General features: G+C 61.1%; 11 protein-coding genes and 1 pseudogene. 8 read left to right on the forward strand and 4 right to left on the reverse strand.

The window, feature by feature from the left end; genetic code table 11:
• The first annotated feature begins 249 nt into the window (after positions 1–249).
• The 6 genes from IMCC20628_RS15200 (at position 250) to IMCC20628_RS25670 (ending at position 12,040) form a co-directional block, all read left to right on the forward strand.
• A complete protein-coding gene (locus IMCC20628_RS15200; RefSeq protein ID WP_047030928.1) occupies positions 250–2,796 on the forward strand; it encodes a PD-(D/E)XK nuclease family protein in 2,547 nt (848 codons plus the stop codon).
• Positions 2,793–5,993: a UvrD-helicase domain-containing protein gene (locus tag IMCC20628_RS15205; protein ID WP_047030929.1), complete on the forward strand. Its 3,201-nt coding sequence runs from the start codon at positions 2,793–2,795 to the stop codon at positions 5,991–5,993. Before IMCC20628_RS15200 ends, IMCC20628_RS15205 begins: the two co-directional genes overlap by 4 nt.
• Complete coding sequence (locus IMCC20628_RS15210) at positions 5,993–7,198, forward strand: hypothetical protein (RefSeq protein ID WP_047030930.1); 1,206 nt, start codon at positions 5,993–5,995, stop codon at positions 7,196–7,198. Before IMCC20628_RS15205 ends, IMCC20628_RS15210 begins: the two co-directional genes overlap by 1 nt.
• A complete protein-coding gene (locus IMCC20628_RS15215; RefSeq protein ID WP_047030931.1) occupies positions 7,195–8,997 on the forward strand; it encodes a hypothetical protein in 1,803 nt (600 codons plus the stop codon). Before IMCC20628_RS15210 ends, IMCC20628_RS15215 begins: the two co-directional genes overlap by 4 nt.
• Before the next feature lies 1 nt (position 8,998).
• On the forward strand, positions 8,999–11,566 hold the full coding sequence (locus IMCC20628_RS15220; RefSeq protein WP_047030932.1) for a DEAD/DEAH box helicase family protein: 2,568 nt from the start codon (positions 8,999–9,001) through the stop codon (positions 11,564–11,566).
• Between the two features lie 249 nt (positions 11,567–11,815).
• Complete coding sequence (locus tag IMCC20628_RS25670) at positions 11,816–12,040, forward strand: transposase (protein WP_245307951.1); 225 nt, start codon at positions 11,816–11,818, stop codon at positions 12,038–12,040.
• Here IMCC20628_RS25670 and IMCC20628_RS25675 read toward each other — a convergent pair.
• The 4 genes and pseudogenes from IMCC20628_RS25675 to IMCC20628_RS15240 all read right to left on the reverse strand — a co-directional run.
• Positions 12,013–12,228: pseudogene (locus tag IMCC20628_RS25675) on the reverse strand (phage integrase N-terminal SAM-like domain-containing protein); the annotation flags it as partial. The gene IMCC20628_RS25670 and the pseudogene IMCC20628_RS25675 sit on opposite strands and share 28 nt — an antisense overlap.
• 663 nt (positions 12,229–12,891) lie before the next feature.
• Entirely contained in the window at positions 12,892–13,419 is a 528-nt protein-coding gene (locus IMCC20628_RS15230) for a hypothetical protein (RefSeq protein ID WP_047030934.1), read from the reverse strand.
• Positions 13,420–13,651: 232 nt separating this feature from the next.
• Entirely contained in the window at positions 13,652–14,533 is an 882-nt protein-coding gene (locus tag IMCC20628_RS15235; protein ID WP_156174529.1) for a hypothetical protein, read from the reverse strand.
• Positions 14,523–14,819, reverse strand: coding sequence for a hypothetical protein (locus IMCC20628_RS15240; protein ID WP_047030936.1), 297 nt, complete (start codon positions 14,817–14,819; stop codon positions 14,523–14,525). The genes IMCC20628_RS15235 and IMCC20628_RS15240 overlap by 11 nt, the downstream gene beginning before the upstream one ends.
• Positions 14,820–15,164: 345 nt before the next feature.
• Between IMCC20628_RS15240 and IMCC20628_RS15245 the strand changes: the two genes are divergently transcribed.
• Together IMCC20628_RS15245 and IMCC20628_RS15250 are read left to right on the forward strand one after the other, a co-directional pair.
• Positions 15,165–15,797, forward strand: coding sequence for a tyrosine-type recombinase/integrase (locus tag IMCC20628_RS15245; RefSeq protein ID WP_047030937.1), 633 nt, complete (start codon positions 15,165–15,167; stop codon positions 15,795–15,797).
• Between the two features lie 572 nt (positions 15,798–16,369).
• A complete protein-coding gene (locus tag IMCC20628_RS15250; RefSeq protein WP_047030938.1) occupies positions 16,370–21,532 on the forward strand; it encodes an ATP-binding protein in 5,163 nt (1,720 codons plus the stop codon).
• Positions 21,533–21,856 lie beyond the last annotated feature (324 nt).

Below are 21,856 nucleotides of genomic sequence, written 5' to 3' on the forward strand. Positions count from 1 at the left end.
GCTGCTGAGAAGGCAGCATAATCACGGCCGTCGCTCATGCGCTCGGAAAGCCAACCTCACGGGTTACACTAAGAACATCTACCCACAAAAAGACCTCGACAAAATCGCCGACAGCCTCAACCATCGTCCCCTAAGAGGGCTTGGTTTCAGGACGCCTCTTCAAGCCTACCAAACTGAAATCTCAAATTAGTCTGTTGCACTTCATAATTGAGACCGCCCTACGTTATTCGCTCTATTTATAGGCAAACCATGTTCTACCCTTTTCTCGTCGCCGACCTCCGTTCCGGGCTGCATTATCGCCTGACTGATACCGGCCTCGCAGAACTTTCGCTTGCGCCTGTAGCGCCGGAATGGGCCCCGGGGCGGGCGATTATCGACGCCCCCGATCCAGTCTGGAGAGAAAGTGTTGCCAACGCACCAGTCGAGACGATCTCGGCAGTCAGCGTGGCGTTGGAGGATCTTGTGCTGGCTACCGGCGATTTGCACGTGCCTGCGGCTGGTACTTTGCAAGACGGCCGTGCGAGGCGGCATCTGGATGCACTGATCGGGCTTTGGCATAGGCTGGGCGATACGTTGCCTGAGGGGCTAGCTCAGGTGCGCCATGTCCTGGAGCTTCCGCATGGTAAGTTCCTTGATCCGTTGCCCGTGGTCGAGGGATCGCTCGACCCGCTTGCACCTGCCGCGATGCAGGCTCTGTATAATCGCCTGGAACAAGAGTTTGGCACATTCCCGGCACCCGCCAGAGGTCTCGCAGCCCCTGTTGGAAGTAGACTTCACGCCTTGCAGGGCGGTATTTCGGCGCCGGAAATTGCTATTGGAAAGATTGACAACAGCCTTGCCTTCTTTGGCTTGCGTGATCCGGCTGCCTGTGCGGATTTCGCGGCGGCGCGGGCCCGCAAAATGATTGAGGCCGGGGTAGCTGCCCGCGAGATCGCGGTCATGACAGGCAATAATCCGAGCCAGATCGCCCGTGCCTTTGCCGAGCAGGGCGTGCCTCTTTCCGGCCTTGCTGGCAACTTCCCGGAGCGCGACGTCATCGGTGAGACAGCCCTTCATCTTGCACTGGCCAAGCGTACCCCGACCCCCGCAATGGTGCTTGCAAGTCTAGCGCTATCACCCCTGATGCCTTGGTCCTCGCAATCCGGACGTGATCTTGCCGAAGGTCTAATTGGCGGCGATTTCCGGGGTGAGATACTGTCACCTACCCCTGCGCATACGGAATTGTGGAAAGACATTCGTTCGTCGGCGGGTAGCTTGGCGCAGTTGCGTTTCCTGATCGACCGTATCTGTGAAAGGATTAAACAAGGTCATGAAGTCCGCGCTCGCTTGCCCATCCCGCCTGGTGAAGGTAGCCCGGATTGGGAGACGATCCTGCGTGGCATCCAGATTGCGCCGCCTTTGGGTGCTGATCCAGATCGTAATCTTGAGGGCGTCAGTCTGTGGTCCGCGCAGGAAAGTCCTTGGCGCCCATGCCGACATCTGATCGTGACGGATTTCACCGACGGTATTTACCCGACGCGAGCGCGAGGCAATCCGATGTTTCTCGAAAGCGAGGTCGCCGCTGTCCGCGCAGCCGTTGGATTGCAGCTACGAGGCCGGGCTGAAGGGCTGGCTCACGGGCTCTCGCTATTTGATCGACAGCTTCAGGCGGTCTCTGAGACGGTGACGTTCCTGACCCCCTGGCGTGATTTGTCCGGTGCACGTCTGCAACCATCGGCGGGGCTTTCGCTGGTTGCGCGGGCCGTCGGGGGTATCGAGGATGCTGCCGATTTGATCCTGGACCTGTCGCTCTTGCCGCCCGCAGATTGGCCCATCACGCACCATCACCTGCCAGCGTTGCCGGAACCGCCCGATCTGCCCGAGGCTCTAGCTTTTGCGGGGGTCGACTTGTTGGCGTTACGCCGAAAAGATGACGGAACGACGAAACCTCAATCGCCCTCGCGGCTGGAAACGCTTCTGGTTAGCCCTCTGGCCTGGCTTCTGGACGAAGTCGCAGCCAGTGACATGTCTTGGTCGGCAGAAGAGCTGGATGTAATGGCCAAAGGAAACATCGCCCATGATGTGTTCGAGCACGTATTCCTCAAGGACCAGCCCATTCCTGATCCAGCGGCCCTAACCGATGCAGTCTCGGACGCCTATGATCGCGCGGTGACCCGACATGCCGGGTTCCTGCGCAGCGCGTCATGGGAAATGGAACGCAGCGGGCTGGAACGCGAGATCCTTTACGCCGCACTTCGCTGGCGCGAACACCTGTTGGCGCTCGGCGCTAAAATCATTGGCAACGAGATCTGGCTGGCTGGCGAAGCGCATGGCATCAACCTTCACGGTAAAGCGGATGCGATCCTTGAATTGCCAGACGGAGCGTTGCTGGTTGTTGACCACAAGAAGAGTGGCACATCGGCCAGACGCAAGCGGATGGAGTCAGGCTGGGATCTGCAGGCGGGGCTCTATCGCGACATGATCGCTCGCCCTATCCGACGCGAAGGAGACGGAATGGGCCGTCTAATCGGCCGCAGGGTCGGGATCGCCTATCATCTGATGAATGATGGCGGACTTCTGACCTCAGGCCTGCCCTTGGCCGAAGGTTCGCCTGCCCGCGACATGGGCGATGCCGTCAACACGGCTGCGGTTGCAAAGCTCGCTGAGCGGTTGGCCGAGCTTGATGCCGGGCGAGTCGTGCTCAACACATCGGTAGACGAGGTTTTCTTCAAGAAAGAGGCAGGGTTCACGCCCTATGCGCTGACCGATGGCTCGGCCCTCGTAACCGCATTCATCCGCCAGATTGAGGAGGAATGACCATGGGAGAATTCGGTTCAGATCGGGGACTGGTCATAGTTCCCGCCGGCGCAGGCGCGGGAAAAACCCATCGCATCAAGACGCAGCTGTCCGACTGGGTCAAACGCAAGGTCGTGCGCCCCGAGCGCATACTTGCCGTGACCTTCACCGAATCGGCAGCAGGCGAATTGCGTGAACGCATCCGAGCCGGACTTCTGGCGGACGGGCTGGTGGCTGAGGCCATGGCGGTCGAGCGTGCCTACGTCTCGACCATTCATGGGCTTGGTCTGCGACTATTGACCGAACATGCGCTGGCCGCGGGAGCATCGTTGCAACCGCGCCATCTTGGCGATGCCGAACGCGACCTGCTGATCCGACAGGCACTGGCGCATGCCAGATCACTCGACCCGATCAAGGCTGAACCCGAGCGGTTCGGCTACCAGGCCAACTGGCAGAAGGGCGAAACGGTCGAGGACTCATTACGCGCCCGGGTGCTGTCCATGATCGACCTGTTGCGCGGGCTGGGTGACAAGGGCCGCGATCCCGGCCTTATCGCACCAGCATTGACGCGACTCGATAGGATTTATGGCGAGGTGCTCGCCGATCCCGCCGCTTCCCGTGACGCGCTGGTGGTCGCGGTTCGGGCTATGCTCTCGTCCTTTGCCCAAGGCGGCATGGCAACCGTTACTGCCAAAGGCCCACGCGAGACACTAGATAAGAACGCTGCCCTCTTCCGTAGCGTTGAACGGGAACCGGCGCTGCTGGATCGGGACTGGGGCATTTGGCAATCCCTGCGCAGCCTATTTATCTCAAACAGCCGCACGAAGACTCCAGAAGGCTATGATGAGCTTGCCAGCGCAATCATGCAGGCCGCCGATGCGCTGCCCGCCCATCCTGGGCCTTTAACGGATGGGAAGTTACATCTCCGCTGTTTGATTGCTTGCGCACAGGAAGTGATGGAGGCCTATGAGGCGCGCAAGAAGGCGCTTGGCTTAATCGATTTCGCCGACATGATCGCAGGGGCCGAACGTCTGTTGCGCACCGATCCGGCGGTGAGGCAAGCCGTGCTCGACGAAATCGACTGCGTCATCATCGACGAATTCCAGGATACGAACCCAGTGCAGTTTGCGCTGCTGTGGCAGCTCGGAGCAAAGGCACCGCGCACGTTGCTTGTGGGTGATGTGAAACAGTCAATCATGGGCTTTCAGGGTGCCGATTCGCGTCTGTCGCAAGCCCTTGCGGCGGCGAATCCAGAAGCGACGCAGCCCCTAGACCGCAACTGGCGTTCGACGCCAGCAGTAATGGAATTCATCAATGCCATGGGAACGGGGCTCTTCGGCGTGGGCTACAATACACTGGCCCCGACCCGTGACCCGGTGGCTGGACCAGCATTGGAGGTACTGAATGTCGTGAAGGGACGCGGGACGAAGAACTTCTCGAAACCCCAGGAACATATCGCCGAGCGCATCGCCCGCATCTTGAAGACAGGCGAATGGATCACCGATCGGCATACCAAGGCCACCAGGTGCGCGCGCCCCTCGGACGTAGCGCTTCTGGTCTGCCGCCACGCCACCGCCGCTCGCTACGCGGAGGAGCTGCGCGCGCGTGGTGTGCCTGTCCGCATAGCCGAGGATGGCTGGGCAGCAAGCCCTGTGGTGCAGGCCGCTCGCGCCGCGTTGAGTTATGCCGCCAATCCAGCCGATATTCATTCTGGTCTTTTCCTGCGCACGCTTGGCCCAAATCCGCTGAGCCTCCAAGCTGCGATGGCAGCGCAGATCGACGGGCAGCTAGCAGATGATCCGGTTCTAATGCGCTTGGCGGCCCTGTCTGATCGGCTTGCTCGCTTGCCGGTATCGACCGCGCTGGATGTGGTGCTCGACGCCGCCAGTCTACGCCTCTGGGCCGCCCGCCTGCCCGACGCTGCGGAGGCGCGTGCAGACCTTCTGCGGCTTGAGGCCGAGGCGGGCGAATTCGAAGCCGCGCACCGCGACCTCAAAGCCGCCTCCGGCTTCCACGGTGAAACAGCCAAAGTCTTTCTCGGCTGGCTCGATGCGCGTGCGGCTGACCGCGATTTTGATCGCCGTCCCGATCCCTCGGGCAATAGCGCAGAGGCCGTGGAGATAGTCACATGGCACGCCTCCAAGGGTCGTGAGTGGCCGATCACCGTGGTCGCCGAATTTGACCATGGTATTGAGGAATGGCCCGGCAGCACCGCGACCCGGTTTGACGCGCTGGACAAGATTGACGACATGGCAGCGGTGCTGGCTTCTTCCGCCCTTATCCACACGCCTGGATTTGCCGCGCCCGAGGCCGGCCGACGCTTCATCGAGGATCGCCGCGAGGCATTCGAGACCAATGCGAAAAACCTGCTCTATGTAGCCCTAACCCGCGCCCGCGATCGGCTGTTGCTGGAATGGCCGGAATTCCTCAAGGAGCGCGACGAGGATGCGCCCGAAGCGAAGTGCCTGTTTCACGTGTTTACAGATGCGTGCGCACCGCAAATTGGAGACGGCATGCTGCGGATCGGCGGGCTGAATTGCCCGGCGGTGATCACACAATTGCCGGAACAGGTGAGTTTCACTGAATATCTGGCGGAGCCGGGGAGAGATGCACCTCGGTTCGGTAGCGCCGTGCCCTTGCTCAGTACGCCGACTTCGCCGTGGCGCTTGCAGCCTTCGCAGGCCATAACCGCCAAGCCGACACCAGAAACTCGCGGAATCAGTCTTGGTGCACCTTGGCCCAGCACCATCAGCACAGCTGCCCGAGGCACCGCGCTGCATCTTGCAATACGCACTTACCTAACACGATCCGACCTGATCGAAGCCTTGCCTGCGGCCACAGGGCTGGATGAGGCTACCCTGGCGCTGGTGGCAGAGCGGGCGAACGCGCTGAAGACCTGGCTGTCAGACGACGGATACACCGGTCTGCAATGTGAGATTCCTGTGCTGGGACACACCTCAGAGGGTGCTGAAATTCCCGGCATGATCGACCTGCTGGCAATCGGGCCGAAGGGATGCCTGTTGATCGACCACAAATCTGGCGGCGCGGGTTTGGGTCTTGGCCCCTATTGGCAACAACTTTCGGCCTATGCCGGATTGGTACGCGACGTGTTCCCATCGTATGAATTGAATGGTTTGGCTGTGCTTTGGGTCGATCATGGGCGGCTGGACCTTGTGGACATGGCCTCTGCCCGCGCACCTAAAGGCGATGCTCTTTGATGTATTGGGGAATACTAGCGCCTGACACCATCATCTCGCAGCGCAGGCAGCAAAACCTAGGACTTGCCAGCGCCGTACGACATTTCAACGACCGTTCGGTTCCGGGTTTGGGCGGCATGTGGTTTCCGATGCCGATCCTTTGGTCCGTTTTGGCGGTCTCCATCGCAGAGGAATTACGTGTACCGGCTTTGCCAGTCGGCAACGCTATCGAAGCGTTGATGATGCGACAAGCAAAGGAGGGTCCGGCGGACCGTCGGGTGCGCGGTGCGCGCAAGATGCAAGGTCTGGAAGACTGGAGTTTCAAGAACCTGAAACGACGCGGCACCTATGTAGTTCAACCAATCCGCATGGCTATGGTTCAACCGCTTGTCGCGCTTAGCTTTGTGCGGGGCAGCCGCTATGGTGCCTTCGCCATCCACACCGCTGGCGCGCAGATGCTGAATCTACCGGTGATGGCAAACAACCGCCGTGTGTTGGGCGCCTGGGCGCATGGGGGGGGCACTCGTGGTTTGAACGAGGTTGTTGCAGGCCTGTCACCCAATGCTGCCGTGCCAAACGAAGTGCGCAAACTGATCTTGGCCCGCCTCATCGGAAGTGACGACTTCTCGGCGTCGCGTCGCCGGGCCCTTGTGGAACTTGGGACCGGGCCCAGTGCAGGTCAGCTTGATGCGACGGAACCCCTCAGCGGGATAACCCCTGACCACTGGACGGACCTGCGCGCGGGGGCGGCTTTCATGGATTTGCGTAATGCCGCGCTCGCGGTGTTGTATCGCTTGGAACACCTTCTGCTTCAGCTTCGCGATGCAAATGAACTCGCTGTGCTGTCCGTCGACGAGGCCAGCAAAGTGGTAGGCGAACCCCTCGCGGCGCTTCGCCAATGCGCCCGCCAGAAGGGCGACAGAATTGACGCCGGAGCAGAGGCAACCAGCCAAAAATTCCTATCTGAGGTCAGGAACTTGCCCGTCCCGCAGCTTGTTCAGAAGCTGGCCGACCGCGAGGGGACGGTGATCAGGTGGCGGGACGGTCGTATCGGTCTGGGGCCAGCAGCCGGTGAGGTGTTTACCAGCGATGAAAGCGAACCCTTTCAAGATGAGGAATTCGCGCCTCAGTTGTTCCGGCTATACAACCTTCATTGCGTTGCGACCGAACTTAACGGCGGCGTGAACCCAGGATGTCGGGATGCAGCAGATGAAGAACCAACATGATGAACACGACGCTTATCACCCTCTTCATGCCGCCTGAGAATTGTTTCGGAGATTTCGGTTTCGTCTGCGGATTTACGGCAACACCTAAGGTGATGGGGCAGATCCGGCGCAGCTTTGCCGGTGAAATGGCGCGCCCGGCACTTGCCGCATTCATCCATCCTACAATCAATGCGATTTCGGATATAACGGGCCTTGCCTGGATGTGGATGCGGCTTCAGGATCGGGGCTACAACCTGCTGCATGCCAAGGTTGCCCTGCTGGGATTTCGCAAACGCGACGATGATGGATATGTCATCCGGCTTGCGATCAGCACCGGAAACTGGACATTAGACCCCCTGACAGACAGCATCGACTTGTTCTGGTCGATTGACCTCCAGACTGACAAGCCCGTCGATCAAGACATTGCAGATATTCAGGCCGCGTGGGATATGTTCAACTGGCTTCGCAATCGCGGGGATTGCACGCTGATTGAACGCGAATATGACGGCGCACTGCCCTATGCGCGGCTTGAGGCCGAGATTAGGTCCCTTCCGGCCTCCACCTTGCAACCCCGCTTCATTGACAGCCGATCTCAGGCGTTGCTCCCGCAGGTCGTCGAGCGGCTGGGAATGCGAAAAAGGGCCGATCGCCTGATCCTCGGGTCCGGCTATTTCGAAGCAGAAGGCGATGGTGGCGCGGGACTACCTGAAAGGCTCCGCAAGTCGCTGGTCGCGGAAAAACTCTTGAAAAAAGCTGCCAACTTAGACCTATTTCTCAACCCGCTGTCCTGTCAAGGTCTGGCCGTGCGGGCCCCCGCGCTGACCGACGCGGGGTGGAACCTGCGGCGCCCAACCTCTGCCTTGCACGGCGAGGACGGGCGGCTTCATGCCAAGTTTGTTCTGCTGGGCTCGGGTCAGGATGAAGCCGTAGGGCGCGTTTACATAGGGTCGGGCAATCTCAGCCGCAACGGATTTGAAACGGCCGCAAACGCGGGTGGAAATCTTGAGGCGGGTGTTGTCGTCGATCTTCCCAAGGGCTTAAAATGGCGCAGCCGAAAGAACAGTAAGGGTGGCCTTGCGGCCCTGTTGCCAATCCAGTTCAACGACACCGTAACACTGTCGGCGCTACAGTCCGGCAGTGGGTTTGTGCCCCCTGAAGTGCCTGCATCCCTTCCGCCGGTGTCATGGTTGATCTGGCAGGACGGCGCGCTTTCTGCGCCCGGGGGGATTATTCTTGATGTTGCAGGCCCGGACGGGACATCTGTCCCGACCCCTTGCGCATGGCCTGCGCCTGCCCCCGCAATTGTTACCCTGTCACACGGTGAATGGCGCCTTCCGGTCATCGCAGAGGGCGTGCTTGTCGTGCCACGGCCAACCGAAATGACCGTGGAAGATGTCCTGGCCGGGCTTGGGTCTTTCCCCGAACCCATGGACGCGGATCAATCCGATGACGGGCCCGAAGGCGGCGAGCCGTTGGTTGAGGCCTCTGACTCACCGGAATTTCCGCCCGCCACATATGCCATTCGCCGGATGATGGGCCTGCTGGTCCGGCTTGGCGAAACTCAGGCAAAAATCCAACCCAGAGATTGGCCGCGATGGTGTCGCGAGCTGCGCCAAAACCTATGCGCGATCTGCGCGCAGGAACAGCAGATGATCGGGTTTTTTCGCGATGCAATGGCAAATCCTTTGCCGGCATTGGAAGACCCGCGCATGTGCCCCGTAGGGGCCGACCTGAAACTGCTGGAACAATCGTTGAAGGCCGTCGCGCAAGAATGGGAACTGGATAACACTCCGTCGCTTTGGGCCGAAGAGGTCATGTGAAATGGATTGGGTAAAAACAGCTGACTTTCTGGACCAACTTACATCTCATCGAACGGACGATCTGCTCGATGCTGGCCAGCGCGCGTCAGTTGCAGAACTAGCACGGCGGATCAGATCTGGTCAGCGCGCCGCCTTGTTGGCGGATGAAGTCGGTATGGGCAAAACCCGCATTGCGGTTGCGCTGATTGCGGCGGTGCGCCACGCGGGCGGTAGAACCGCCATTGTGCTCCCCGCTGGGTTGGGCGTGCAGTGGCAGAAGGAACTGAAGCTATTCCAACCTGATGACCAGACGCTGCTGCCATTGCGCAGTTATGACGGATTTATCGCGGGCTTCCTCACCGATGAAGATGCCGAAGGCAACGAAAAGCGTAGACGCAAACACATCGACCGGCTTACGGATCGCAGACAACAGCGGGAATTGCCCAAAAAAGGGTGGGCCGCTGAAGAGGTTCTGATGATCTCGCACACATTTGCAGCCATGCGTTTCCCGAATGCAGGCGATGGTCCAGCGGGGGGATGGCGGCGTGAGTTGCTTCCGAATGTTGTGCGATTGCTGGTTGGGCGACGGCGCAATTTCATGCGCGACAGCTTTCAACGTACTGAGGTTAGCCATGTTTATGCCAGCCGTCGTGCCGCCCACACCATTGCCGACACAATCACTGAACACAATTTGCAGGACGATCCGGGTTTAATCGGTGATCTGGCCGGCGACTACAAATGGCTTGGGGCCGATGAGTACAAGCACAAGATCCTGCGGCTGATCGGGTATGGGCTGGGTCAGTTCGACCTGATCGTGGTCGATGAGGCCCACAAGGCCCGTGGGGCCGATTCCAGCCTTTCGCGCATTCTCGGACCGGTCAGCTGGGAGGCCGAGGATCCATTCCGTCTGGGGATGACTGCAACGCCTGTTGAACTGGACTCAGGGCAATGGATTGACACACTGGGCCGGATCAGCGGGCGAGACGATGATGAGGATGTTACTGCGCTTGCCGATCTTGCCGAATGGATAAATGGCTATGTCGACACAGTCAAAAGAATCCAGATCGAAGAACTCGATAACCCATTGACTGAAGGTTTCGAGAGCGCCGCCTCGGGATTTCAAGACGCCCTGCGTCCGTATGTCCTGCGACGTGACAAGCGCAACGACCCACAGGTCCGCGCGTTTCAGGAAGTTTACGGTGATTATCGTGTCGTGAAGGACTTGAAGGTATCTCCCGGAACGGAGGGATTCACGCGCGACTGGCTGCGTCGGTTCTGTGCCGCTGAAGCCCTGTCGATCCTGCCTCAGGAGGATCCCCGTGTGAAACGTGCAAGACTGTCGGTCGCTCAGGGGTACGGGTTTGGGTTCACGCCTGACGCTGACCTTGCCGAACCGTTGCAGGTGGAAGATGAATTTGAAGGTCCACAATCGTTTTGGATCGATGCCTTCTGTGGTCAGCCTGCGGATATCTACACCCATCCAGCGATTCTGGCCGCCGCTCAACGGATCGAATCTTATACTGCACAAAACGAGAAGGTTCTGGTTTTCGGGCGATTCATAGCTCCGATGAATGCGCTGACCAGGGTGCTGGATGCGCGGGAAATGCTGCGGCGGCTCAGAGACGGACAGCACTGGCCGGCCGCGAAAGTACGGGACGAAAACGAACCCGCCGTTCTTGCCGTGATGAAAGACCCTGACCTCTGCGCGCCCTCGGACGGGATCGCAGCGATCAACCAGATGCTGACCGCGCGTTACAAAAAATGGTCCACTGCGCGCCGGGCCGAGCTTGCAAGGCTTCATCGTGAAATCAACGCCCTCGCGCCAAAGGATGATATCGCCGCTCTGCTGGTTAGCTTCTTGCGCCAGGATGACGATGGCGAAGAGTTGCAAGGCGATATCGGACCCCTGCTGGGAGCGCTTGGCGACAGGCGCGAGCGCGCAGATGCACCTTGGACCGGCGTCGAAATACTAGATCTGTTCAGAGGACTGCTGTCGGATCTCTCGACCGATGAAGAGCAAGAAAACAACGACACGCTGCGGTCCAGACTGGTTGTGTACCTTCAGGATTATTCCGGGCGAGAGGGAAGTTTCGCCCGCATGATGTATGGCGAAACTCTACCTCAAACGCGCAGCTTGTTGCAGTCTGCCTTCAATCGCGCCTCCAGCTGGCCAATGGTGCTGCTTGCTCAATCTCGCGTCGGGCGCGAGGGGCTGAATTTGCATGAAGCCTGTCGCACCGTGGTCATTCTGCACGCAGAGTGGAACCCCGGCATCGTCGAACAACAGATCGGCCGCGTGGACCGTAAGGGCAGCTGTTGGCTGCATGATCTGAAATCATGGCACGAGCATGCCGAGGGCGATCCACCGCGTATCCGCATTCATCCCGTTGTCGTCAGCGGAACCTACGATGATCACAATTGGCAGGTGCTAAAGGCACGCTGGATGGAGTTGCGCGCTCAGTTGCATGGAGAAGTGTTGCCGAAGCACGCAAAGCACTCCGCGACATTGCCTGAAATTGAGGCACTTCGGCACCGCATTGTAGCAGCCACACCTAGCTTCGCGCCAAGGGATATTGACAACGAACTATGATCTGTAAGGTGCGGCTATTTGTGGGACATCCAGTTTGTTGATTATAGCTTTTCTCTGAGTGTCTGCCCAATAACGGTTGAAATTGCCTTTAGGGTTGAGTGAAGGGCGGCAATCAAATTCTTCGTATTTTGCGACAAATATGGAGATCGAATGGCCTGGACACCCTTCACTCGACGGAACCATGACAGGAGTAGCCTGCGCTACGCGAGCAATTTGACGGATCGGGAATGGGGCGTGATCGAGCCCTTCATGCCCTCGCAGCCGCTGCGTGGCCGCCGCCGCAAGACGTCACTGCGCGCCGTGATGGACGCCATCTTCTACCTGCTGCAATCGGGCTCCCTCAGCTTGCGCGGATTGCGGGTTATCACCAGCGCGCGCGCCATAGCCCGCCGCTTCAGCGTCACTGTGAACAGAAAGCGCAACGCCGAAACCGTGCTGTTGATCGTCGCCGGCCCCAAACCGTTCTCATGCTGATACAACTGGAAGCGTCGTATGTCCTCGACCGTTGCGGTGTCAGGCGTGCGCCCAAGAAAAGTGGCGAAGCGCCGGACATGGCGAATGTAATCCTGTTGCGTATGGGATCCCAAACCCCGCATCACCATGTCTTCTTGCATGCGCTGGCGAAGCGGAGTGATCGGGGCATCGTGTGAGAAGCTGGCCATGGAAAGTTCCTCTTGTTGAAAGGAGCTCCATGGTTAGGCAACGGCCTCTACTTGCCTAGAACCTCAGATAATCACACCAGCCCCACCGCGAGCCCCCTCCCGCGAAGCGGGTTCGTGCATGAGGGCGCGAAGCAGTCGTTGATCGACACGCTATACGATGGCAGCTAAGGGCCGGAAGTGACACCGCTCATGTTGAGGCCGAATGTCTGCTTCACCAGCTTGCGTTCCCGCAAGCCGCCTGACAATTTACGGCCCCAATCGAGCCGGGCGGGAATGCGCCCTCCATCCGGTCGTTCAGCTTCTTGGGCGACCTTCCCAAAAGCAGACCGCAATCGCGGCAATTCTTTAGGCCCCCAGACGTTGCTTGGGCCGGCTTGCGGATCAGCGTGCGATTGTTGATGTTGTGGCCGAACGAGGCTCCGACACATGACGATTACAGGGTTACGCATAGCACCAGTGTGGACGTGCCGGTGCAACGGTTTGAGGTTTTAACTGGATCAGGCCTTCTTCTACGCGAAGGGCGATGTAGTGCGCCCCGGCAAAAATCTTCATCGCGATCCCGACACGGATCGGAGGGAGAAGGTGAGGGTGCGTACACCTTCGAGCAAGCCTGCGGCTTAGCTCACCGGTTTTAGTCAGTCGATGGCAGATGAGCTGCGGCGCTCACTTCTTCGGGAAAAGTTTGGCCAGCGCCGCCTCATGGTCCTGATCAATCTTCAGGTCGATGGACCGCCGGACTTCGGCGGCGAGTGCCAGTGCCCGTTCGCCGCTGTCGCGCGCTCCAGATGCCACCTGAAAAGGGTTGTTTTCAAAGTCCCGGGCAAAGTTCGCATATCTGTCCTCGGCCTCGATCTCATTCAGGAACGTAAGCACCTTGTAGGCCAATCCGACCTTGATGCACCGCCAGTCCGCGTCTGCGGGAAACTGTGGCGGACGCGGCAGAGACGATGACGAGACCTCCTGGTACCGATCGTATTCACTGCTCACGTCGCCCCACAGCGACGAGCATTGTGCCGCGTAGTTCTCGAGTGCGGCGGCGACACGGCTTGCCAGATAGGAACGCTCCTGCCTTGTCCTGCGCCACGACGAAAATGCACTGCCGATCCAACCCATTGCCGTCGTGAAAATTGCCGACACCAAGCCGGTGGCAATGATACTGCCGACAATTTCCTTCGTTGTCCAATCTTCCATGACGCTCCCCCGATGCCGGTCTCTTCCTAGACAGGCGCGTCGAAGTCAGCAAGCGTCATGACAAGCAGTTCTTCGGGAATAACGAAAACGTAAGGATCACTACGACTTCCTCCGATCGTGAGTGTCGATCCGCGTCGACTGATCGGCGCTTTCGCACATTACAACCTGCCACTCCAAAGAAATCAGACATCGCCGAACCCATTCGAATTGGAAGGGTGACACTAGGCGTAGCTCATTGCCCGGTCAGCCTAACGTAGTCCGCAGAATACTTCTTTCGGATGTCGTCGAAGAATAGGTCATCGAGCGCGACAGACATTCCCTTGACCTGTTGCCTAAGGCTTTGAAAATCTGACCACTGAACTCCGTCGGGGGCATGCACATAACTGTACCCCGCCCAGACCCTGCAATCCGCTAGCGCAGATCGGATGCGATCTTCCTCTCGCGGCAACTCAGATGTGAGAATGGCCTTGCACTCGGACGCGGTGCGCGCCGCTTTCAGTCCCAGTGCCCTGAAGCATGTCCGGAGTTCCTTCATCGACAACTCGTCGATCAGTTCAGCAATCGGAGCTTCACTCCAGTCGACCACGATCTTTGCGGCTTTCAACTCCGACCAGGTGCGGGGCTCGTACGCCTCGGCGAAATCCGTGAACCTGAGAGAATAAAAGGTCTTCAGGAAATACTGCGCAAGTGCCTCGTCGGAAAGACCACGGGAGATGGCGAACTTCCTCAATATCGAGGGGGTTGTCACGTCGCCTTCGGCGAGGTCGGGCAACGGCACTTCCTCAGGCACATAGTGCCGGGTTTGCATCGATTGTATCAGCTCGACACGCTCCCACATTGCGGCCTTGCGCTCGGCTTCGGTCGACCATTGGCCATGCCGGAGCTCCGGCCGCCCCGCCAATGCCGAGACGTACGAGGATCGGAGGTTCGAATGATAGGCGTTCCATCCGACCCAGTCGATGCCACTCCGAACTATGTGTATTGCAGTATTCCAAACGCTCCCAACGATACGACCGCTTTCCACCAGTTCATCACGGAATCGAGCGATTCCGTCGGGGAACGGCGAAGCGACATAAATGCTTCCATTATCAAGTGGGATGCGCTCAGACGTCATCTGGATCGGGACCAACTACTTGGCTCGCGTGAATTATATCCCGGCTGTATTCGGACACGTCCCTTCCAATGAGGTCGTCGAGCTCACCGTATTCATCGGTTTTCAGAGGGATCATCTGCTTTCCCGGGGGAGCTGACAGGTGTTCAGGCATCACCGTCCTCACCATCGCAAAGCAAACAACCGGCTCTAGGTCTGCCAATCGCTTGTCATTGTCCATGATTGAATCACCGAAGTGCCAGTCCGAAGCCGCCACCACCGACACGACTTCACTTATTATGAATGCCATAGCCCAACTTCCTACTGAAACCACCCAAGCGGTTGTAGGCTAGAAACGTTAATAACGTGCCGCGCGGCTTTGCGTCGGGGCGCAACTGCAGAATCCCAAGATGGACCGCCCCGCACAGAAGATGTGCTCCCGCGAGAACGTTCGGTTGCAGGAAGACTTCTTCAAATGCGAGTGGCCAGGATTAGGGCATGAGCCGATTAGGCAGACTTTGCCTGAGGCTGTGAGGCGAGACCGGCGGCTCAACGCCGCGCGCTTCCCAAAGCAGACTGTCTGAATGCGGCCCCAGTTGGCTCAACATGCTGGCCTAATCTTCCGATGGCCAATAGTGGCCGAAGGAGTATGGAAATGGGTATAGCACAATACGATCCTGCCGCGGTCGGCAGGCCTGCATGGAACGCGGGACGGATGGTCGGCGTCAAGAAACCCCTGAAACAGCGCCAGATCTGGGCGATCCGCTTCTTTCTTGATCGCGAGGAGAGAATGCGTGATCGCGCGCTATTTGACCTCACCATCGATAGCAAGCTTCGCGGCTGCGATCTCGTCAAGATCAAGATCGGCACGCTTGTTTCGGGACAGTCGATCCGGACCCGCGCAATGGTGGTCCAGCGGAAAACCGGTCGCCCAGTTCAGTTCGAGATCACGGCTGACGTGAGAGCGAGTTTGCTCGCCTGGCTGGAGCGAAGAGGTGGTACGATTGATGACTACGCTTTCCCCAGCCGCGTCGATCCCGCCAGCCACCTGAGCACTCGGCAATATGCACGATTGGTCGATGAATGGGTGACCGCAATCGGTCTGCGACGAGAAGACTATGGCACTCATTCGCTACGTCGGACCAAGGCTGCGATGATCTACAAGGCGACGGGTAATCTCAGAGCGGTCCAGATTCTGCTTGGCCACAGCAAAATCGAAAACACGGTCCGATACCTTGGCGTGGACATCGAAGATGCCCTTGAGTTGGCAGAGCATATCGAAATTTGATTTTGTGCGGTTCCGTTTCGACGGGGCCGTGCTCTATTCGACTGCCGCTATGTTCGGATTGCTGTAGTACGGCTATGCGCCCCCACATGCCGGGCATTCCAGGCCGTTCCGGCCGATCCCAAAAGCCGCCATTCGTTCGAACGCACCGGAACGACTTTTTGGAGCGCCGCCTTTGGTGCAAAAAACATCGAAGGTGACGACGCTTGGTCGCGGCGGACTGTGATAGCTGCAATATGCGAATCTTTTGATTGGCCTGCGCTTCAACCGCTTCGCCGTATCGATTGAGAAATCTCACCGCCAAATGAAGCGCTGTGTCGGCCGCTTCGAACGTCTAACGCGCGAGAGCTTGCCTTGCGGCATCCCCTCCCAGAAGTGCAGTTCCAGGTCTTTTCCTGCTTCTGCGGCGCGCTCGGCGTGGCTTATTGCATAGTCGGGTAGCGCCCTTTTTGGGTGCCGACATGAATTGAGATAGCAGGTGGACAAGTTCACGATCGGTCCGCGTCAGTTCAATCACGTCCCCGCGAACGCCCGTTTCGCTTGACCACGCGGGCGATCGTTTGCAAATAAGAGGGATGGCAGAAGCAGAAACCAGCACCCACACTGAGCGTGGCTCGAGCCCGGCATCGCGCGGCGCGGCAGGTGCCTATAAAGAGGGCGAGCTCGGGGCGCTCTATCTGCTCGCGCTCTTGACCGGCAACCGGGCGCCGGGGCTGCCGGCCGCGCGCGTCACGAGCGTGCGCTTCCAGGGCGTTGAGCAAGGGTTCAAGCTCGACGACCTCATCATCAAGGGCGTCGGCGCCAGCGGCGATGCGCTACTCGAAATCCAGTCGAAGCGCGATATCCTGTTCTCGCCGAAGGACGCGGTCTACAAGGATGTCGCGCTGCAGATCGCCAGCTGCACGATCGGCGACGTGCCGGCGGAGCGCCATCTGTTTGGGATTGCCACGCAGCGGACCAGCCGCAAGATCTCGGGTGCCTATCAGGACGTGCTGGGCTGGGCGCGCAGCGCGGCCACAGCGGGCGAGTTCTTCACCCGTCTGGCGGCCAAGGGCGTGGCGAACGATGACATGCGCGCGTTCGTCGCGACGACGCGCGCGCATCTTGCCGCAGGCGGCATCGCCGATACGGATGAGACGATCTGGCGGCTGCTGCGCCGGATACTGATTCTCGAATTCGATTTCGAGGCCAGCGCGCCGATCGGTCGCACCTATGGCCTGGCGCTCGCGCGGATGGCGCTGGCGGACGAGCAGGTCGCGCGCGCCGAGGCACTGTGGAGCCGCCTCGTCGATCTCTCAATCCAGACCGGCACGCGGGGCGGCGAGATCGATACCGCTGGACTCAAGGCCAACCTCGCCGAGGCCGATTTCAAGCTTGCCGGCGAACGCGAATACGGCCCGGCCCGCGCGCGGCTCGCCGAGCTCGCGCAGAACACGCTCTCGCCTATCGGGACGAGCGTCGCGGGCGTGACGCTGCCGCGGCTGGCGGCGGTTGCCGCGCTCGACGATGCGGCCGAGACGCAGCGCTTCATCGTCGTGCGCGGCGATACCGGCGTCGGTAAATCCTGGGTGCTGCGCCACTATGCCGAGCGCGTCGCCGCGCGTGCCCCGATCATCGTCCTCGACCGTGAGGCGACGCCGCCGGGTGGCTGGCTGTACTTGGCGAACGCGCTCGGCATTCCCGGATCGGCGGACGCCTTCCTGACCGATCTGGCGGCGAGCGGCGGCGCGTACCTCTTCATCGACGGCATCGACATGGTTGACGATGCAGGGCGCCAGCGCACGATCAGCGAGCTGCTGCGGGCCGCCTGCGCCATTCCCGGCTTCACGGTGATCGCGACCGCGCGGCGGACCGGCGCCAGCGACGCTATTCCATGGCTCGACGACCGGATCTCGACCGCGCTGGGCGGGATGCACGCGGTCGAGGTCGGGGCGCTGTCGGACGAGGAAGTCGCGATCCTGACCGATCAGGCGCCCGAGCTGCGGATGCTGCTCGATCCCAGCCATCCCGCAGCGCAGCTCGTGCGCAACCTCTACCGTTTGTCGCGACTGCTCCGCGAACCGAGCGCCGCGTCGGTGCGGACTGAGGCCGGGCTTGCGCAGCTTTGGTGGATCAGTGCCGATGGCGCGCCCGCGGCCGAAGTGCGGGCAGCGCAGCGAATACTCGAGGCGCTGGCGACCGCTGCGCTCAAGGGCGACGCCGGAATCGATCTCGCCGAGGATTCGCCCGCGCGAAACCATCTGCTCGGTGCCCAGTCGCTCCGCGAGGTCCGGCGCGACCGGCTCGATTTTTATCACGACGTGCTGCGCGACTGGGCGATCGGGAATTACCTCGCCGAAGACCCGTCCCGCCTGGGAGGGTTCGACCTGGGCGGACCCGTGTCGCCGCGCGTCGCCCGCGGTATCGAGATCGCCGCGCGGCTCTTGCTCGAGAAGGGCAAGGATGCGACCGCCTGGCTCGACCTGCTCGCGCACCTGTCGCCTCCATGCGCGCACGGTTCGTGGCGCCGACAAGCGATCCTCGCGCTGGTAAGGTCTGAAGTCGCGATCGTTCTGCTCGAAAAGTCGAGCGCCTCGCTCCTCGCCGAGGGCGGCGCACTCTTGACCGAACTGTCAACGACGATCGTCGCGGTCGAGACGCAGGCGGCAGCCGACATCATCACCTTGCCTGATGGATCGAAGGTCGACCTGCCGCGCTCGTACCGGACCGACGTGACGGGATCGTCGGTCCTGGTGCTGCGCTGGGTGCTTGACCACGACGCCGAGGTTCCAGTGTCGGCAATCGACGCCGTGGTCGAGCTGATCGAGATTCAGATTTTCTTCCTCAAGATGCTCTCCTCGCTCGCCGAGCGAACGGCCCGGCTGCTGTTCGACTGGCTGTGCCAGCTCGATCTGCGCGACATGCCGATCACGATACCCGGGATAGAGGGTCGCGCGCGCTGGGCGAGCGACGCGCGGCGGCAGACGATCGAAAAGCTCCGGCTGATGGCGATGCTGCTCGGGTCGTTCGCGCCCGATGCGCTCAAGGCCTATCTCACCGCGATCACGGGCGACGGCGACCATCACAAGATGAAGGACCTGCGCCAGTTCTCGAGCGTGATCGCTCCCGTCGCGCCGGCCGAACTGGCGGCGATGGTCCAAGCGAGCCTGATCGAGAAGAAGCAAGGGCGGCGCCGGCGGGAGCGGGTGATGGAGCGCGCGTTCAGCTTTGCTGATAGCGATTATCTGCCGCCATCGCCCGCGCAGCCGCCGTTTCTCGACCTGCTGAACGCGGCGCCGACCGAAGGACTGGCGCTGATCCGGGGGCTGGTCGACGAGGCAATCGCCTTTCACACCGACGGGCGCGAGCCTGGCGAAGACGGCATCACGGTCGACTTTGGCGAGGGGCCGCGCTTCTTCCCTTGGGGCTGGACCTATGGCTGGTCGCGGGGCCACGGCGATGAATATGCGGCTGCTTCCGGGCTGCTCGCGCTTGAGGCGTGGAGCCAGAAGCGGCTCGATGGCGGCGATCCGGTCGAGGCGGTGCTCGCCGACATATTGGGCCCTGAGGGCGGCGCCGCTGCCTATCTTCTCATCGCGATCGACGTGCTGCTGTCGCACGGCACTGTCGCGCGCGTACCGCTCGCGCCGTTTCTCGCGAGCCCGCAGCTCCTTGCCGACGATCGCACCCGGCAGATCCATGACCAGATGGGGTCGGGGCTGGACACGCTGGGACTGAAGGAAGAGCCGAAGGGTCTGGTGCGCATGGCCGATCTGAGAGCACGACCCTCGCGCGGCTATTCGCTGATCGACACCCTGCAGAACTTTCTGGCCGACGAGCCGGTCGGCAATGCATTGCGGACAGCGCTCGCGGCCGCGGTCGAGACGCTCGAACCTTATGCCGCGCACGCGACGTTGAGCGACGCTGAGTTCGCCGGCCGCTATGCGCTCAACGTCCTCACCCTGGCGAACTGGTACGAGCGGGAGGACGGCAATCTCGAATACCGGTCGCCGCCGGACGAGGCCGCGCATATCGCGGCGCTCGAAGCCAAGCGCGATGTGTCGGTCCAGGCGAGCGGAATGGAAGCACGCATTTCGATGGCGGTCGACGGTGGCGAGTATGCGACGGCCGACACCGCGCGCGACGCGGTCGCCTATGCCGAGGGCAGCGTGCCCGATGGTAGCGATACCGACGCGCTCCAATCACGCGCGACGCGGCTGATCACGACGGCGCTGCTCGTCGCGCGCGACGGCGACGACGCGCTGCTGGCAGCACACGAAGCCTGGGTGCGGGAAGTGATCGGGATCGCGCTCGAGGAGAAATCCGATCGCGGCGGCGGCTCGCGCGATATGCTGCGCTACAACCGCCCGGCGATCGCGATCCTCGCGCTGATCCATCTCTGGGCGCGGCTGGGGAAAACCGCCGATCGGGATGCGCTGGTCGCGCTCGCGACACGCCAGGATCGGGCGGCAGCCCCCGCGATAGCGGCGGCTGTCCCACGCATCCTGGAGATCGAGCCGCGTCTCTTCAAGGCGATGATGCGGGCGGCATTTGCCGGCATGACGTGGCGCTGGAAGAGCCACGAACCGGTAGACGAGGCGCCGCAGGCAGCGTTCGAAGCGGAGCGCGCGGCCCTGACCGACGCGGCGGTGACGGCCGAACTGGCCTGGCTTGATGGCGGCGCGGAACCGAACTGGCCCGCTTGGCCCGAGGAGCAACCGAATCTGCGCCGGGCCAGCCGGATGCGGGTGCCGGGATCAGTCACGCCCGAAGAGTTCGATGCCAACGACGCGCTGGAGACGGCAGTCGACGCTTCGCCCGCGATCCTTCACGCCGATCATCGGGCGGCGGCCCAATGGCTGGCGATAATCCAGTCGGCGCCTGCGGGAACGATCGGTTGGCGGCAGGAGATCGTCTCGGCCTATGCTGACTGGACGGGGCGAATGAACGGGTTGGGCTATGCGGCCGATGCCGAGATCAGCCGCGAGCCGAACGACTGGAATTTGCATTATTACGCGTTCTATGCCGAGCGGCTGCTCGACGGAGACGATGAGGCGTTCGCGGCCGATCTGCCGTTCGTGACCGACCTACCGAACGCGCCGTTCGGCGAGGTCGCGCAGACAGTGCAGCATGCCGCTGACGTGCTCTATTTCAACCATACCAGTCGTGCGCCGGCGCGGCCGGTGGCGCTGCGCGAAAAGCTTGTCGCGCGCCTGATGACGCTCAACCGGTGGCAGAGCGCTCGCGACCCGGCCGAAGCTCGGATCGATCTGGAGAGCGGTGGCCTCATCGCGAAGATGCTGTTCAACACCTATGGGATGATCAACGGGACGCACAGCTATCTGCCGCCGGCCTTGTTCGACCGGGTCGATCCGTTCCTGCCGGTACTCCGCCCGATGTTGCCCGGGGGTCAAACGGTGTTCGTGGCGCGCTGCACGATGAACCTGCTGCTGGTCGCGCCGCGCTCGCGCCATGTCGGTTTCCTGCTGGACGCGGTCGAGGCCTGGTTCGGCCGCACGACGTCACCGGAGCTGTGGATCGCGGCGGGCGTCGGCCGCCAGGTCGTGCAATGGTTTGAGGCGTGTGTTGTCGAAGACCCGGGATTGCTCGCGCCAGCGCATCCGGCGCGCGCGCGGATCGATCGGGCGCTGGGCCAATTGGTGGCGGTTGGTGTCGCCGAGGCGCATGATCTGGAGCGGCGCGTCACAGCGGCGGCCGAAGCCCCGCCCGTCGCGTTCGTCCGTCGCACGCCGGACTGAGGCTTAGTGCGGGGCGCTCCCCGCTGTAGGGGGAGCGCAAGACCGTCGGGCTCGCCTCAGGGACGCTTGTCCCTCTCTTCCCGGATCGACTTGGGCGCAAAGCAGCCTGTGGTTTGACTGCCGCGTGCTGACACCGAGTGAGAGTCGGATGACTAAGTCCGCTTTGGTCGATTGGACAACGAAAGCTGCCAGTCTCCTCTCGGCCCCATTTCAGTCATTCGTTCACGACGCAACGAAAGTCCGCTTACTGCCAACTCAATTGAAAAACTCTGATTCTCACCGAAGCTGGACTTACCTCAAATGCACCCTGCTCCATCGGCAAGT

It is taken from the genome of Hoeflea sp. IMCC20628 (assembly GCF_001011155.1).
GTDB lineage: Bacteria > Pseudomonadota > Alphaproteobacteria > Rhizobiales > Rhizobiaceae > Hoeflea.